Below are 15054 nucleotides of genomic sequence, written 5' to 3' on the forward strand. Positions count from 1 at the left end.
AAAACCGATGCACAGACGTACAGTTTTGAAAGCCGGCTTCGGCCTGGCTGCCCTGCCGCTTATGTCCCGCTTCGCATTCGCGGCGGATCAAAAGCCCATATCCTTCTGGTACGAATCCGCTTCGCCGGAGAACCAAGATAACCTCAAGAACATTCTGATCGACCCGTTCAATGCGGCACATCCTGAAGACCTCCTGAGCATCGACTTCCGCGGCTCGGATCTCGACAAGCAGTTGCGCGTCGCGATGCTGGCCGGCACCGGCCCCGATATCGTCTTCACGGCCGGCCCGAGTTATGTCGCGGCAATGGCACAGGCCGGTCAGCTTATGCCGCTTGACGACTACGCCAAGAAATACGGATGGGACGAGCGTCTGCTGCCGCTCTTCCTCGATCTCGGCCGCTACAACGGCAAGCTCTACGCGCTCGCGAAGACATACGAAACGCTCGGCCTCTTCTACAACAAGACCTTGTTCGAACAGAACAAATGGAAGGTCCCAACGACGATATCAGATTTCGAGGCGCTTGCCGACGAGATGAAGGCCAAGGGCCTGACCCCATTCGGTGCCGGCAATGCCGACTGGCGCCCGGCCAACGAGCATTATGTCTCGATCGCCATCAATTCGATTGCCGGACCCGAGAATGTCTACAAGGCGCTGACAGGCGCCATTCCGTGGACCGATCCCGCCTTTGTCCACTCGATCGACAAGCTCGCGGAGTGGTGGGACAAGGGATATTTCGGCGACAACTATTTCTCGCTGACGCTTGAGCAAGCCTTTGCGCAGATCGCCAGCGGCCAGGCCGGCATGGCGCCGACCGGCACCTGGAACTTCACCAACGTCCAGACCTATTTCCCGCAGAACAACGCGGAACCCGGTTTCGTCGGCTTCCCGAGCGAGAAAGGCGATCCGATCTTCGCACTCGGCATCGGCTCGACGCTGTCGATCAACGCCAAGTCGGGCAATGCCGATGGCGCCGCAGCCGTTCTCGACTACATGTTCACGGACGACTACTACAGCAAGATGAACTCCGTCTGGCAGGGCGAATGGAACCTGCCGCTGGCCGATCTCTCCAAAGTCAAGCTTTCCGATAAGGTCTTGCCCCTCTACGAGGACGCCATGAAGGAGCTGGCAGGCGCAGTCGCCGCCGGCAAATACGGCTACACGACCTGGACCTTCCTGCCGCCGGCCACAGACACATACCTGGTCAGCGGCATGGAAGAGGTCTGGCTCAAGAAAACGAAGTCGGCCGACTTCCTGAAGAAGCTTGACGAGACCTTCAAGCAGGAACGTGACGCCGGCAAGGCGCCGGCGGTCCCGCCCCGCACCTGACAAGCCGCCGCAGGACGGCGCTGAAAGCGCCGTCCTCGTCCGGAGGATATTATGCACCGACTCTATCTCGTTCCGACGATGATCATTAATATCATCATCGTCCTCATCCCTGCTTTGCTGACGGTGGCACTTGCCTTTTGCAACTGGGACGGCATTTCCCCGCCCACCTTCGCGGGCCTCGACAATTTCCGCGCGCTTGCCGGCGACCGCGTCTTCTGGCTGGCGCTCGGCAACAACATCATCTGGACCATCGTCTTCCTGACGGTGCCAATCCTCATGGGGCTGCTTGCCGCCTCAATGCTGCTGATCGTGCGCCGCGGCAGCAATTTCTTTCAGGTCGTCTATTTCCTACCCGTCGTCATCGCGACCGCGATCACGTCCCGCATCTGGCAGGGGATGATCTATAGCCCCGTGACCGGCGTCTTCGGCCTCCTCAAGAAATACGGATTGCCGATCCCCAATCCGCTAACCCAGCCGTCGATCGCACTCTTCGGCGTCGCAACCGTCGACCTGTGGCACTGGTGGGGCTTTCTCTGCGTCATCTTCTTCGCCGCATTGCGGCAGGTGCCGCAGGAGCAGATCGAGGCGGCCCGCATCGAAGGCGCCACCTATTTCCAGATGATGCGCTATGTGCTGCTTCCCGGCATCCGGCCTACGATTACGCTGATGATGATCATGACCGTCATCTGGTCGTTCCTCGCCTTCGATTTCGTCTACATCCTCACCCAAGGCGGCCCCGCCTTCTCTAGCGAACTGTTGTCGACACTCGCCTATCGCAAGGCTTTCTATGATCTGAACGTCGGACAGGCGGCCGCGGCAGCCCTCATCATCAGCCTGTTCGGGCTGGTCGGCACCTTCTTCTACGTGCGCATCCAGACCAGGGAGGGCGAACAATGAGGCTCGTGGAAAGCCGCTTGACCCTCTGGGTCTGCTATATCCTTCTCGGCATATTCGCCTTCATTGCCCTCTTCCCGATCGCGCTTCTGGTGCTGAACTCGCTGAAGTCGGCGGCTCAGATCGTGCAGAATCCACTCGGCCTGCCGCAACTGATCCGTTGGCAGAATTTTGCCAATGCCTGGAATCACGCGAAATTCTCGAAGACTTTCGTCAATTCGCTGATCGTCTCCGGCACGACGATCGCGCTCGTCTGCACCACATCGTCGCTGACGGCCTATGTCATCGCGCGCCGCAAGATCAAAAGCTGGAAGATCTTCACCTTCTATCTGCTGGCGACCACGACCGCACCGATCCAGCTCTATATCTTCCCGCTCTATTTCGGCTTCGCCAAGCTCGGGCTCATCAACAACATCTTCGGCGTGGCGCTGATCTACACCGCGCTCTACAGCCCCTTTGCCGTGATGCTGCTCAGAACCTATTTCCTGGCGGTTCCAAAGGAGCTTGAGGAAGCAGCGATCGTCGACGGCGCTACGCATTGGCAGGTCTTCTGGCGGGTGATGCTGCCGATCGTCTCGCCGGGCATCCTCACCGTGGCGCTGATTATCGGATTGAACTCCTGGAACGAGTTCCTGGTCGCCACGACCTTCCTGCAGAAGCAGGAGAACATGACCGCCGTCATCGCCTTCTTCCTGCTGTCCGGCCAGTACAGCTCCGATTGGGGTGAGATCATGGCCGCAGCGCTCATTATCGTCGTGCCCGTCGTCGCGCTTTTTGTCTTCATGCAGAAGCGCTTCATCGAGGGCATGGCTGGCGGCTCCGTCAAGGGCTGAACGAATTTATCGATAAATGGAGTAAGCAATGCAGCTTCCGAACGACTATCTCGAACGTGTCTATGCTGGCGTGCTGGGCAAGCTCATCGGCGTCTATCTCGGCCGTCCTTTCGAGGGATGGACCTACCAGAAGATCATGGAAGAACTCGGCCCTATCGAATATTACGTGCATGAACGCCTGAACCAGCCGCTCGTCGTCACCGACGACGATGTCGCTGGCACCTTCACCTTCATCCGCGCGCTGGAAGATTACGGCATCAAATCGAACCTCTCGGCCGAGGAAATCGGCAAGGCCTGGCTCAACTACATCGTCGAGGAACGCGCGATCCTCTGGTGGGGCGGCAATGGCAACTCCACCGAACACACCGCCTGGCTCAATCTCAAGAAGGGCGTGCCGGCCCCGCAGTCCGGTTCGATCACGACCAATGGCCGGGGCGTTGCCGAGCAGATCGGCGCCCAGATCTTCATCGATGGATGGGCGATGGTCGCCCCTGGCCAGCCGGAACTCGCGGCCAAGCTTGCGGAACAGGCCGGCAAGGTCAGCCATGATGGCGAATCCGTTTATGCCGCCATGCTGTGGGCGGCGATGGAGGCCGAAGCTTTCATCGCCTCAGACATCGACCATCTGATCGACACGGGGCTGAAGCAGATCCCGAGCGACAGCCAGATCGCCAAGCTGATTGCCGACATCAGGGCCTGGCACAAGGCTCATCCCGATTGGCGCGACACGCGCCAGAAGATCCAGGACAATTACGGCTACGACAAATATCCCGGCAACTGCCATATCATGCCCAATCACGCGCTGATGATCATGACGGTGCTCTATGCGCCGCACGATTTCCAAAAGGCGCAGATGATCGTCAACACATCGGGCTGGGATACTGACTGCAACGCCGGCAATGTCGGCTGCCTGCTCGGCATCATGAACGGCCTCAATGGACTTGCCGAAGGGCCGGACTTCCGCGGCCCTATCGCCGATCGCATGCTGATCTCGTCTGCCGACGGCGGCAATTCCATCAACGATGCCGTGCGTCAGGCCTATTTCTTGACCAATCTCGGTCTCCAGCTTGCCGGGCAACAATCGCTCAAGGCCCCGAAAAACGGTGCGCAATTTCACTTCTCGCTTCCCGGCAGCCAGCAGGGCTTCCGCCCACTGACAGGTCTCGACGCGACAGGCGGCGTGCGTGTCGGCAATGCCGAATTCGAAAGCGGCCGCGCGCTGACGATCGATTACGAAGCCCTCGGACCGGCGCAAAGCGCCGTCGTGACGACGCCGACCTTCTCGCCACGCGAAATGCTCGACATGCGCACCTACGACCTGATGGCGACACCACTCGTCTATCCGGGCCAGACGGTGAAGGCCCGCGTCAAGGCCAACGGCCAGAACCGCGGCATAATCGAAGCGCGTTTGCGCATCCGGGTCTATGATGGACGCGATCAGTTGAGCGACATCGACTCGGCGCCGGTCGTCATAGAACCGGGCTCGGAAGCCATTCTCGAATGGACCCTTCCTGAGATCGACGGCCAGCCGATCGCCGAGATCGGCATCGTCGTAACCGGCACCGGCAGGCGCGCCGATGGCCGCCTGTTCGTCGATTATCTCCGCTGGGACGGCGTGCCCAAACTGACATTGAAGCGCCCGGCAGGCGATGGCGATTTCTGGCGCATGGCTTGGGTGAACGGCGCAAGCTTCTTCTCCAAGCGCTTCCCAGCCGCCTTCCGCATCGCGCAGAACCGAGGCGAAGGCATCATCATTCACGGCACGCGCCAATGGGCCGACTACCAGGCCTCGGGCCAGGTTATGATCCATCTCGGCAATTACGGTGGCCTTGCCATCCGCGCTCAGGGCCTACGCCGATACTACGGCGCCCGCGTGACACGCGACGGCAAGATGCAGATCGTCAAAGTGCGCGACGAGGAAACCAAGGTTCTTGCCGAAACCGCCTTCAAGACCGAGTTCGACAAGCTTATCGCCATGAAGGTCTCGGCGCAGGGTGCGCGCATCACCTTCGAAGCCGACGGTGTTTCGGTGACGGCGGAAGATACCGCCGCCGATGCCTTCCGTGACGGCGGCGTCGGCCTTCTCATCCATGAAGGCGCCTTGTCATCGAACGAGATCCGGATCGGAGGGGTATGATGGCAACGGTCACCATCGATAAGGCACGCAAGGCCTATGGCGCCGTGGAAGTTCTCCACGGCGTCTCCGCCGACATTGCCGACGGCGAATTCGTCGTGCTTGTGGGCCCCTCGGGCTGCGGCAAGTCAACCCTCCTCAGAATGATCGCCGGCCTTGAAGATATTACCGGCGGCACGATCAGCATCGGAGGGCGCGTCGTCAACAACCTGCCGCCCAAGGAGCGCGACATATCCATGGTCTTCCAGAATTATGCGCTCTACCCGCATATGACGGTTGCCGAAAACATGGCCTTCTCGCTGACACTTGCCGGAGCCGCGAAGGAAGAAAAGCAAAAGCGCGTGGCACATGCTGCGCAGATTCTCGGCCTCACCGATCTCCTCGGGCGCTATCCCCGCCAGCTCTCCGGCGGCCAGCGCCAGCGCGTCGCCATGGGCCGTTCGATCGTCCGCAATCCGCAAGTCTTTCTGTTCGACGAACCTCTGTCCAATCTGGACGCGAAGCTTCGCGTCGCCATGCGCGCCGAGATCAAGAGCCTGCACCGGCGCCTGGCAACGACGACCATCTACGTCACCCACGACCAGGTCGAAGCCATGACCATGGCCGACCGCATCGTCGTCATGAACGGCGGCCATATCGAGCAGATCGGCAAGCCGCTCGAGCTTTACGACAACCCGCAAAGCACCTTCGTTGCCGCGTTCATCGGCTCGCCGGCCATGAACCTCCTGAATGGACGCTTCGACACTGATGGCGGAAAGCCTGTCTTCAAGACCAATGAAGGCGTCCTGTTGCCCCTGCCCGACAACACTCCCAGGGTTTCCGGCGTGAAAGGCGTCTACGGCATCCGACCGGAATATCTCATCCTCGCGCCCGCAAATATCGGCATTCCCGCGCGCGTGGTGGTGGTAGAGCCGCTCGGTTCCGAAACGCATATAACGGCAATCGTGGGCGGGCAGACAATCGTCACCGTCTTCCATGACCGGCTCGATATCGAACCGGAAGAGACGATCTGGCTGCAGCCGCGGACGGAACGGATCTGCCTGTTCGATGCCGGCGGGCGCCGGCTGACCGATAAGGCCGTCGAGCGGGACCTGCAACATTCGTGACGCCAAAGCGCCGTCGTAAGGCGGCACTTCAACCCGCGCCATGTCGAATTTGCGGGATACCTGCTCGATCAGTTGATCGGCCCGGCGACACCGGTCCTGACAGCTATATCGGCAAGGCTGACATCGAGTGTTGCCGGATCGATCGACTGGCGCACCTTCAGCAACATATTGCCGAGGTCCTCCATCATCTCACGCACAAACTTCTCCGTGCGGTCTCGATCTCCCGAAACGATGAAGCGCAACAGCGATATATGGCTTTCGACAGTCGTCTCCATCGGCGCGCCAGGGCCGAGATAGGTGTGATAGATCCATCCGGTACGGCGATAGAGCGTCTGGAGTGGAATGAGCGTGTTCGCCAGGAGCGGCTCTCCGGATGCCGTCAGGATCGCTCTGTTCAATAGCCGGTCGGTGACATTGAATCGCTCAAGGCTGAGTTCCGCCTTGGAAGCCTCCAGATCGGTAATGAAGGTTCTGAGGATCTTGTGATCCTGAGGCGTCGCCCGCTCGGTCGCAAGCCCGCAGGCAATCGCCTCCATTTCCGTACGCAAGGGAAGCAAGGTCCGCTCCTGCGCCAGATTGACAGGCGCGATCCGTAGGCCCGAGCGCGGGCTGACATGGATGAGCTGATTTGCGGAAAGGCGCTTGACCGCATCATGAACGGGCGTGCGGCCGAGCCCCGCCTGCTGCTGCAACTGCTGGATCGTGTAGCGTGCGCCGGGCATCAGTTCTGTGGAAACGATCATGCTTTCAAGGCGATCATAGGCCTCCTCCGACAGGCTTCGAGACTGTTTTTCCTTCTTGACCATCGCGCTGTCGATCTTTTCCCGCTCCAACTCACCAACGTCCCTCCCGCCCGATTCACGAGGGTAGGCATTGACTTTTGGCTGCTTATATCAAAATCATTGCGTCATGTGAAATTTCAGATTAGTAGCGTGATATTTCTTAGAGGGAGGAATCTATGACAATCGAACACGCATCAGCTGTTGGCGCCATGCGCCGGCCATCCACCAATCGACGCTGGTGGATCGGCGCGCTTCTCGCGCTCGGCGTTCTCGTCAATTATTTCGACCGGGTGAACCTGACGGTCGCTTCGCCGCTCATTCAGGACGATTTTCACATCGGCCCTGCAGAAATGGGCATCCTGTTCAGCGCCTTCGGCTGGACCTACGGTTTCCTGCAAATTCCCGTCGGAATGCTGCTTGACCGTTTCGGCGTAATGCGGGTCATGCGTTGGAGCACATTCTCCTGGGGTGTCGCCTCCGTCATCACGGCCTTTTCGACGGGCATGCAGACGCTTTTTCTTTCCCGCATGCTTCTGGGCGTAGCGGAAACTCCGGGCTTCCCGGCCAATTCGAAGGCGACCGGCTATTGGTTCCCGCGCCATGAACGCGGTCTCGCAACCGCACTCTTCGATGCTGCCGCGAAATTCTCCAATGTCATCGCCATCCCGCTGGTCGCCTTCCTGATGCTGCATTTCGGCTGGCGCGGCGGCTTCCTGGCGACGGCTATCATCAGCTTCGTCTTCTTTGTCATGTTCTGGCTGTTCTACCGCGACCCCAGTGTCGACAGGAACCTTTCCGATGAGGAGCGGGCCTATCTGAAGGCCGGCGGCGCTGCCCAGGAAGGCGAAGCCTCGGCCAATGCCGTCGGCATGCTCGGCTACCTCCTGCGCAATCGCAAGGTCTGGGGCCTTTCGATCGGCTTTGCCGCCTATGGCTATGCTTTCGCCCTCTTCATCTTCTGGCTGCCGGATTATCTGGTCAAGGAGATGCATATGGACATCCTGAAATCGGCAAGCTTCACGACGATCCCATGGATCTTTGCGACGATCTCGGATCTCCTGATCGGCGGCTGGCTGATCGACCATCTCATCCGCAAGGGCCACGACGAATCCAAGGTTCGCAAGTCGATCATCGTTTTCGGCATGCTGATGGGTCTTGCCGTCGTCGGCGCCGGCCTCACGGCCGATCCCTATTGGGCCATTCTCTGGATCACGATTTCGCTGAGCGGCCTTGCCGCTGCCGCACCGGCCGGATGGTCGATCCCTGCGCTGATCGCTCCCAAAGGTGGCGCGGCCACGGTTGGCGGCATCATGAACTTCCTCAACAGCGTCACCGGCATCGCCGCGCCGATCATCACCGGCTTCATCGTCGGCGCTACGCAGTCCTTCAGCCGCGCCTTCCTTCTGGCCGGCGCGATGCTGGCGATCGGCATCGTCTCCTATGTCTTCGTCCTCGGCCGCATCGAACCGATCGCCGATCCGAAGGCATGATTTAGATCCTTAGACCATGAAAGGGTTCCCATGAAAATCACCAATGCGAAGGTCATCGTCTGCTCGCCCGGACGCAACTTTGTCACGCTCAAGATCGAGACGGACGAAGGGATTTACGGCATCGGCGACGCCACGGTGAACGGCCGCGAACTGGCCGTCGCCTCCTATTTGCAGGATCACCTCGTTCCCTGCCTCATCGGCCGCGATGCATCGCAGATCGAGGATATCTGGCAGTATTTCTACAAGGGTGCCTATTGGCGCCGCGGCCCGATCACTATGGCGGCAATCGCCGCCGTGGACGTAGCGCTGTGGGACATCAAAGCCAAGGCGGCCAACATGCCGCTCTATCAACTGCTCGGTGGCGCCAGCCGCACGCATATGCTGGCCTATACCCATGCCAACGGCGAGACGATCGAGGAAACAGGCGACAAGGTCGCCGCCTTCAAGGAACAGGGCTGGAAGGCAATCCGCGTGCAGAGCGCCGTTCCCGGCCTGCCCATCACCTATGGCGTCGAAAAGGTCGGTTCGCTGGCCCAGGCGGAAGACAAGCCACGGGAAACGCTATGGGATACGCCGACCTATCTGCGGTTCCTGCCGAAGCTCCTCGACCATCTGCGCGATCGCTTCGGTTATGATCTCCACCTGCTGCACGACGTCCACCATCGCCTGACGCCGCAGGAAGCGGCAGGGCTTGCGAAGGACGTGGAGCGCCACAGGCTCTTCTGGCTCGAAGACGCAGTTCCAGCCGAAAACCAAGAATCCTTCCGCCTCATCCGCCAGCACTCGACCACGCCGCTCGCACTCGGCGAGGTCTTCAACTCGATCCATGATTGCCGCCAGCTGATCCAGGAACAGCTGATCGACTATATCCGCACGACGCCGCTGCATGCCGGCGGCATCACCCATGTGCGGCGCATCGCCGATCTCGCCGGCCTCTATCACATCCGCACGGCCTGCCATGGCGCGGCCGACATGTCGCCGATCACGATGGGCGCTGCTCTGCACTTCGATCGCTGGGTGCCGAATTTCGGCATTCAGGAATATGCCTTCCATCCGGACGAAGCCAAAAACGTCTTCCCTCACGAATGGCATCTGAAGGACGGCCATCTCTACAGCGGCGAAAAGCCGGGCCACGGCGTCGACTTCGACGAGAAAGCGGCCGAGAAATATCCGTATCGGCAGGCCTATCTCGACGTCGCGCGGCTTTCCGATGGGACCATGTGGAGTTGGTGATTGTTTCAGGGCCGGCCGGCTTACCCGAGCCCGCCGGCCTTTTCATTGACATCGCTTTCGCGGATGCGGTCGGCAAGATCCAAAAAATTCTGCCGCATCCGGCGCAAGGTGAAATCAAGGCCGAATAGACGGCCGGTTTCGCTGAAGCCCATCGATTGGGCCTCTGTCGAATTCTGCAGAGCGCTGAAAGCGGCTTCGAAGGCCTCATCACCGGCGGAGAGCACCTTGGGATCGATCTCGCCGCCTGAACGAAGCGCCCGGCCACATGCTTCCGCGAAGCGGGCCTGTGCCTCGAGCACTTGCCCTGCTTGCGGCCCGATCGCTTCGACGATCGCCGGTGGGAAGGGCGTTTCCACGATATGGCTGACATAGGTCATGTCGTTGCGAATGCGCCAGAGAGAGCGAGGGATGGCCTCAGAAATCCCATGCCTCGTCAACCAGAAGGCGCGCTCGCGCTGGGCGTCGGTCAAAAGCGTTTCCGTTGCCATCAGCGATTGACGCAGCGCGATATTGGCTTCGGAAGCCGAGACCGGCTCTCCTTTTTCGACTGCGGTTGCCAGAGTGCGCAATATCTGCGCCATGACATCGAGGGCCGATCCGAAACGATCGAGCACCATGGTCCGCGAACGCGTCGGCAGGATGAAGAGGCTGGCGAGCACGCCCACGACACCGCCCAACGTGATCTCGGCGATGCGGTCGATGACGAAAATCTCGACGGGAACGGCGGCGGAATGCGTCAGCATGACGATCGCCGCCGTCAGCCCTGCATTGCGCAGGCGAGGCACGCGCGCCGACACAAAGCTAGAAAAGCCGACGACACAGATAAGTGCGATCCCGATAGCGAGCGGCTCGTGCGGTGTGACGAACACCGCTGCTCCTCCGAGCATAGCTCCGGCGACGGTCGCCACCAGACGGTCGACAGCCATGCCGGCGGTGGCGCCGACAGATGCCTGCATGACGATCAGCACCGTGAAGACGGCCCAATAGCCTTGCTGAAGTTGCAGAAGCTGGGAGACGGCATAGGTGATCGTGCAGGCGATCATGACACGCAACGCCTGCACCGCCGCGCGCTTGGTCTGGATCAGCGATATCCTGGGCTTTGGCGGGGGCTGGCTTTGAGGCGATACGGGTTCGGTCATCGCGCTACTTTTGGTCTGAAAACGTATGCTGACAATGGCCGTTAGGGTCTTGCCCCCTCCCCTGCTGCAACGCCGATCGCGGGATGAACCCGCGAATTACAATGGCAGTGTTCGGCCTGATATGGAAGGAGAGCGAATAATGGCAAATCATCCGATGGCTCGCCGTGTCCTCTGCGGAAGCACGGCTTTGACTGACCGCTACGGATCGGATTTTACGCTCAAACGGTGGCGGACGCCGCAGACGTCGGCGAGGTCTCCTCAACGAGAACTTGTCGCAGCCGTGCTTCCTGTTCCGGTGAAAGCGAGGTGCGCAACAGCCGCGCATGCTCGCCCTTGAATTCGGCGAGGACCTTCTCGGGCTGAACCTTGCGGATCAGCAGGAAGAGCGCGGAACTATGCACCGGAATGGTTTCGGCGAGCTTTTCGATGAGGCCGTCATCGATGCCGTAATCGGCCATCGATCCGGCGAGAGCACCGGAGCCGGCACCGATCGCACCGCCGACCACCAGGCCCGCAAGAGGATTGAGGAAGATCAGGCCAACGAGCGAGCCCCATAACGCACCCGAAAGACCGCCGCTTGCGGCACCGGCAGCGGTCAGATTGACACTCTGCTTGAGACGGACCTTACCGGATTCGTCGCGAATGGCGATAACGGCATCTTCCAGATCGATCAGATATTCCTTCTCGAGCTGAACGAGACGATTAAGGATAGCATCCGCCTTATCGGCATCATCGAAACCAAGCACTATGAGTTCTGACATCGAAATCCTCCGGGTGGTGTTGTCGAGACAAGAAGTAGGGCATCGGGCCGACTAGTGAACAGCCGTGCTGATCAACCGGTAAGGATGAGTAGCATTGAACTGCGAGATCATTGCGACAGCCTGCTGCAGCAATTCTTCCGCTTGTTCGGGATTGTCGCGCGCCAGTTCGTCGGCATGGATGCGGATCGCTTGCGCCATATTGGTGGAAAGCGCCGCAAATTGCTGATTGCCTTCGACGAGAGCCTCGCGTGCGTTGCCCTCCAGCGTCCGGGCGGCGTCGATGAGGATTTCCTCGCGCTCTTCGACGGTGAGGTCTTCGATGGTTCTGGTTCTATCTTCCATTTTGGTCACTCCTAACAGACGTGATTGCAGCCGAGCTCATAAAGCCTCGACTGCTACTCACGTAGGAAGACGTAAATTCGGGTTCAAGGTTCCCTTCTACTCATCCCGCCGGCCGCGAAACCTTGTCATTACGCCCCAGCCGATACGAAACAATGCGGCTGCCGTACGGTTTGATTGATATGGCCCGGCCGCCTTTTCACGCGGAAAAGCTCCCGGCCCTGCTGCATTCGACATGACGCGAGATCTTACGGATCAGACGAACAGGAAAATCGACATGACGGACACGCAACAAGACAAAGGCCATGCAAGGACCGAGCATGACGCTACGCATCATGGCATCGGATCCGTTCCGGCCGACCAGACCAAAGGCGAGATCGACGCGACGTCGGAGCACGTCAAGGAGCGCACTCCCGACGACCTGCCCAATATCGAAGCGGAGAAGGAGGCCGTGCGCCAGCACGACGATGCCTTTGTCGTAAAGAGCGATCTCGAAGATGCGGATGAGCGTGAGGCTGCACCAGGAACCCGCGAGCAGCCGTAGGCTTCATCGGGATGATTTCACCCGCTCCATCCTTTTGCAATCAAGAACAGGAGACAGCCATGACCGAGACCGACGAAAACGCCCGCGTTTGGGAGCTGGTCGACAAGATCGGCTTTTGCATGTTGACCACGCAAATATCCGGCAGCCTGCGCGCCCGGCCGATGGCGGCGCATCCGGAGCCAATTGAAAATGCAATCTATTTCCTGACGGATGTTGCGGGCCACAAGGATGAGGAGATCGCCCGCTGGCCGAATGTCTGCCTCGCCTTTGCCGACACCAGGGGTCAGAAATATGTTTCGATATCCGGAACGGCTGAAGTCAGCAACGACCGCGAACGCGTCAGGGATCTCTGGTCCACGGGCGCCAGGGCCTGGTGGGATAGTGCCGATGATCCTTCGATCCGTGTTTTGAAGGTAACACCTGTCTTCGCCGAATATTGGGATAGCCCCGGCAGCATCATCAGCTACATCAAGATGGCGGCCGCCGCAGTCTCGAATAGAAGACCCGACATGGGCGACAATGTAAAGGTCGAGCTTTAGCCTTTAGCTGGAGCCATGCCGCGCATAGATGGCGACATGGCTTGCCTCAAGCCCTGAGAAGGGCGCGAATTGCTATTCTTCCCATTCCTCGTCATCGGCGGAAAGCAGATCCACCAGCGCTGCCACCTTGCCGTCTGGCAGATGGCGGCCTTCGCCGATCAAAGCCTCATCGCTGTTGACCCAAGCCCATGCCTCGGACAGTTCCGTCGGCGTTGCACCTGTCGCAACGATATCAGCGATAAGGGTCTCGTCTACAGGGCCGAGTACGGAGGTGACGTCTTGTGAAGTCAATATCATGTCCTGCTCCTCTTCCTGTTTGTCAGACCATGAGCATCCCTCGAATATAGAAACTTAGGGATAAACTTCCACCCGTGACCAGGCCGCGTCAGTATGAAATATCTCCATCAATCAATTGAAATATCTGGGAAAAGATCCCGCTCGCCGGCAAAGGAAAATCTTGCCGGTGAGGGAGGTCGTTTGCATATCGCTGCCGCGGTTCGCCGAAATATGGGGCGCCAGCTTTGAAAAGCGCAGGAGATCAAAGCGGTGTTACGTGGGGAAAGCGCTTACTCCGCAGCCACAGCAACAGCATCCCGAGTTTCCTCAAGCGCACGCACCAGCGGAATGACGTGCTTGCCGAAATATTCGACCTCCTCCTGGAAATGCAGGAAGCCGAGAAGGATCAGATCGGCACCCGCCTGCTTCAGAGCGATAATGCGCTCGGCAACCTGCTGCGGCGTGCCGATCAGGTTAGAGCGGAAACCGTCATTATACTGCACCAGATCTTCGAAGCTGGATTTCGCCCAATTGCCCTCGCCTTCCGGTGAAGCCTTGCCGGCATTCTTCACCTCGTGCCCGAAGGCCTTGACGGCATCGGGATTGGCTTTCTCGACAATCTCGGCAAGAACCGCCTTGGCCTCCTCTTCCGTCTCGCGCACGATCGCGAAGGCGTTGACGCCGATGCGCACATGATGGCCGTTCGCTTTTGCCTTGGATTGGATATCGTCCACCTGCTTGGCAATCTCCTCGGGCGTGTTGCCATTGGTGAAATACCAGTCGGATACGCGCGAGGCCATGTCGCGGGCCGCACGCGACGAGCCACCCTGGAAAATTTCCGGCTGCGGATCGATCGGCTTCGGCTTCAGCGAATAATCGGTAAACCGATAGAAATCGCCACGGAAAGTGAAGCTGTCTTCGGTCCAGATGCCGCGCAGCGCCCGGATGAACTCCTCCGAGCGGCGGTAGCGCTCGTCATGATCGAGCCAGTGCTCGCCGATGGCCGCGAACTCGCCGCGAAACCAGCCGCTGACGATATTGACGGCGACGCGGCCGTTGGTCAGGTGGTTGATGGTGGCGATCTGCTTCGCTGCCAGCGCCGGCGTCCATGGCCCGGGCAGGATTGCCGCAATGACTTTCAATTTCGTCGTCGATTCCAGCAGGGCATGGCTGAAGGAAACGGATTCATGCTGAAACTCCGCGCCGTAGCCCGCCGTGAAGCGTATCTGGCTCAGCGCATAGTCGAAACCACTCGCCTCGGCGATCTGCGCAAGCTTTCTGTTGTAGTCGATCGTCCAGCTCGTGCGCTGCTCGATGTTCGAGATGACCAACCCGCCCGACACATTCGGCACCCAATAGGCGAATTTCAAAGCGTCTCTGTTCGCATCGCTCATTGATATCTCCCGGTTTGAATTGTCCTCTGCCGAGTACAAGGATGAAGATTCCAACCCATTGCGATTACATTCTATAGATTCTCTAGATTATCGAACAAACCTATCCCAAGTTTCAGCTGTTTTGCGAAAAAGCTGCGTTGCGAACCTCGCCCGATGGGGACGATGACGTGACAAGGAAGCTTGGGGCCCAAAGGTGGAACGGCCGTCGAAGGCCATAATGCAGCCGCAAAGCGCGCAAATCAAAGCGCCGCCGTCCCCATACC

The 15054-nt window shown here is 59.5% G+C and carries 15 protein-coding genes; 9 read left to right on the forward strand and 6 right to left on the reverse strand.

Annotated elements, in window-relative coordinates; genetic code table 11:
* The first annotated feature begins 7 nt into the window (after positions 1-7).
* From JJQ51_RS13100 to JJQ51_RS13120, 5 genes are read left to right on the forward strand one after another with little or no spacing between them, the layout of a single operon-like run.
* On the forward strand, positions 8-1327 hold the full coding sequence (locus tag JJQ51_RS13100) for an ABC transporter substrate-binding protein (RefSeq protein ID WP_269244790.1): 1320 nt from the start codon (positions 8-10) through the stop codon (positions 1325-1327).
* A 51-nt stretch (positions 1328-1378) separates the two neighbouring features.
* Positions 1379-2224: a carbohydrate ABC transporter permease gene (locus JJQ51_RS13105; protein WP_269244791.1), complete on the forward strand. Its 846-nt coding sequence runs from the start codon at positions 1379-1381 to the stop codon at positions 2222-2224.
* The gene (locus JJQ51_RS13110) at positions 2221-3054 is read left to right on the forward strand and encodes a carbohydrate ABC transporter permease (RefSeq protein ID WP_269244792.1); all 834 of its coding nucleotides are present in this window, start codon (positions 2221-2223) and stop codon (positions 3052-3054) included. The genes JJQ51_RS13105 and JJQ51_RS13110 overlap by 4 nt, the downstream gene beginning before the upstream one ends.
* 28 nt (positions 3055-3082) lie before the next feature.
* Positions 3083-5191 carry an ADP-ribosylglycohydrolase family protein gene (locus JJQ51_RS13115; protein ID WP_269244793.1) on the forward strand — a complete coding sequence of 703 codons (2109 nt, stop codon included), beginning with the start codon at positions 3083-3085 and terminating at the stop codon, positions 5189-5191.
* Positions 5191-6294, forward strand: a complete 1104-nt coding sequence (locus JJQ51_RS13120) for an ABC transporter ATP-binding protein (protein WP_269244794.1) — start codon at positions 5191-5193, stop codon at positions 6292-6294. The genes JJQ51_RS13115 and JJQ51_RS13120 overlap by 1 nt, the downstream gene beginning before the upstream one ends.
* Positions 6295-6362: 68 nt before the next feature.
* Here the strand turns inward: JJQ51_RS13120 and JJQ51_RS13125 are convergent, their stop codons facing one another.
* Positions 6363-7127, reverse strand: coding sequence for a GntR family transcriptional regulator (locus JJQ51_RS13125; protein ID WP_113350921.1), 765 nt, complete (start codon positions 7125-7127; stop codon positions 6363-6365).
* Between the two features lie 125 nt (positions 7128-7252).
* Between JJQ51_RS13125 and JJQ51_RS13130 the strand changes: the two genes are divergently transcribed.
* Together JJQ51_RS13130 and manD are read left to right on the forward strand one after the other, a co-directional pair.
* A complete protein-coding gene (locus JJQ51_RS13130) occupies positions 7253-8566 on the forward strand; it encodes an MFS transporter (protein WP_113350920.1) in 1314 nt (437 codons plus the stop codon).
* Positions 8567-8596: 30 nt separating this feature from the next.
* Positions 8597-9799 (forward strand): D-mannonate dehydratase ManD, encoded by a 1203-nt coding sequence (gene manD, locus JJQ51_RS13135; protein ID WP_113389521.1) that lies wholly within the window; start codon positions 8597-8599, stop codon positions 9797-9799.
* 20 nt (positions 9800-9819) lie between these two features.
* Here the strand turns inward: manD and JJQ51_RS13140 are convergent, their stop codons facing one another.
* The 3 genes from JJQ51_RS13140 to JJQ51_RS13150 all read right to left on the reverse strand — a co-directional run bounded on the left by JJQ51_RS13140 (position 9820) and on the right by JJQ51_RS13150 (position 12041).
* Positions 9820-10938 (reverse strand): FUSC family protein, encoded by a 1119-nt coding sequence (locus tag JJQ51_RS13140; RefSeq protein WP_113329262.1) that lies wholly within the window; start codon positions 10936-10938, stop codon positions 9820-9822.
* 218 nt (positions 10939-11156) lie between these two features.
* Entirely contained in the window at positions 11157-11699 is a 543-nt protein-coding gene (locus JJQ51_RS13145) for a DUF1269 domain-containing protein (protein WP_113350918.1), read from the reverse strand.
* A gap of 51 nt (positions 11700-11750) precedes the next feature.
* Positions 11751-12041 (reverse strand): hypothetical protein, encoded by a 291-nt coding sequence (locus JJQ51_RS13150; RefSeq protein WP_113350917.1) that lies wholly within the window; start codon positions 12039-12041, stop codon positions 11751-11753.
* A 274-nt stretch (positions 12042-12315) separates the two neighbouring features.
* Between JJQ51_RS13150 and JJQ51_RS13155 the strand changes: the two genes are divergently transcribed.
* Both JJQ51_RS13155 and JJQ51_RS13160 read left to right on the forward strand, forming a co-directional pair.
* On the forward strand, positions 12316-12582 hold the full coding sequence (locus JJQ51_RS13155; RefSeq protein WP_233788653.1) for a hypothetical protein: 267 nt from the start codon (positions 12316-12318) through the stop codon (positions 12580-12582).
* Positions 12583-12641: 59 nt separating this feature from the next.
* Positions 12642-13121 carry a pyridoxamine 5'-phosphate oxidase family protein gene (locus JJQ51_RS13160; RefSeq protein ID WP_113350915.1) on the forward strand — a complete coding sequence of 160 codons (480 nt, stop codon included), beginning with the start codon at positions 12642-12644 and terminating at the stop codon, positions 13119-13121.
* 72 nt (positions 13122-13193) lie between these two features.
* On the opposite strand, the gene JJQ51_RS13165 is transcribed toward JJQ51_RS13160, so the two are convergent.
* Together JJQ51_RS13165 and sfnG are read right to left on the reverse strand one after the other, a co-directional pair.
* Positions 13194-13418: a hypothetical protein gene (locus JJQ51_RS13165; RefSeq protein WP_113329267.1), complete on the reverse strand. Its 225-nt coding sequence runs from the start codon at positions 13416-13418 to the stop codon at positions 13194-13196.
* 269 nt (positions 13419-13687) lie between these two features.
* Complete coding sequence (gene sfnG, locus JJQ51_RS13170) at positions 13688-14791, reverse strand: dimethylsulfone monooxygenase SfnG (RefSeq protein ID WP_113350914.1); 1104 nt, start codon at positions 14789-14791, stop codon at positions 13688-13690.
* Positions 14792-15054 lie beyond the last annotated feature (263 nt).

This window comes from Rhizobium sp. AG207R (genome assembly GCF_027109195.1).
Taxonomy (GTDB): domain Bacteria; phylum Pseudomonadota; class Alphaproteobacteria; order Rhizobiales; family Rhizobiaceae; genus Rhizobium; species Rhizobium dioscoreae.

Coding starts and splice junctions, on each gene's coding strand:
- JJQ51_RS13100 (WP_269244790.1), top strand. CDS start 8: ATGCACAGACGTACAGTTTTGAAAGCCGGCTTCGGCCTGGCTGCCCTG.
- JJQ51_RS13150 (WP_113350917.1), bottom strand. CDS start 12,041: ATGGAAGATAGAACCAGAACCATCGAAGACCTCACCGTCGAAGAGCGC.
- JJQ51_RS13120 (WP_269244794.1), top strand. CDS start 5,191: ATGGCAACGGTCACCATCGATAAGGCACGCAAGGCCTATGGCGCCGTG.
- sfnG (WP_113350914.1), bottom strand. CDS start 14,791: ATGAGCGATGCGAACAGAGACGCTTTGAAATTCGCCTATTGGGTGCCG.
- JJQ51_RS13155 (WP_233788653.1), top strand. CDS start 12,316: ATGACGGACACGCAACAAGACAAAGGCCATGCAAGGACCGAGCATGAC.
- JJQ51_RS13115 (WP_269244793.1), top strand. CDS start 3,083: ATGCAGCTTCCGAACGACTATCTCGAACGTGTCTATGCTGGCGTGCTG.
- JJQ51_RS13140 (WP_113329262.1), bottom strand. CDS start 10,938: ATGACCGAACCCGTATCGCCTCAAAGCCAGCCCCCGCCAAAGCCCAGG.
- JJQ51_RS13145 (WP_113350918.1), bottom strand. CDS start 11,699: ATGTCAGAACTCATAGTGCTTGGTTTCGATGATGCCGATAAGGCGGAT.
- JJQ51_RS13105 (WP_269244791.1), top strand. CDS start 1,379: ATGCACCGACTCTATCTCGTTCCGACGATGATCATTAATATCATCATC.
- JJQ51_RS13130 (WP_113350920.1), top strand. CDS start 7,253: ATGACAATCGAACACGCATCAGCTGTTGGCGCCATGCGCCGGCCATCC.
- JJQ51_RS13165 (WP_113329267.1), bottom strand. CDS start 13,418: ATGATATTGACTTCACAAGACGTCACCTCCGTACTCGGCCCTGTAGAC.
- JJQ51_RS13110 (WP_269244792.1), top strand. CDS start 2,221: ATGAGGCTCGTGGAAAGCCGCTTGACCCTCTGGGTCTGCTATATCCTT.
- manD (WP_113389521.1), top strand. CDS start 8,597: ATGAAAATCACCAATGCGAAGGTCATCGTCTGCTCGCCCGGACGCAAC.
- JJQ51_RS13160 (WP_113350915.1), top strand. CDS start 12,642: ATGACCGAGACCGACGAAAACGCCCGCGTTTGGGAGCTGGTCGACAAG.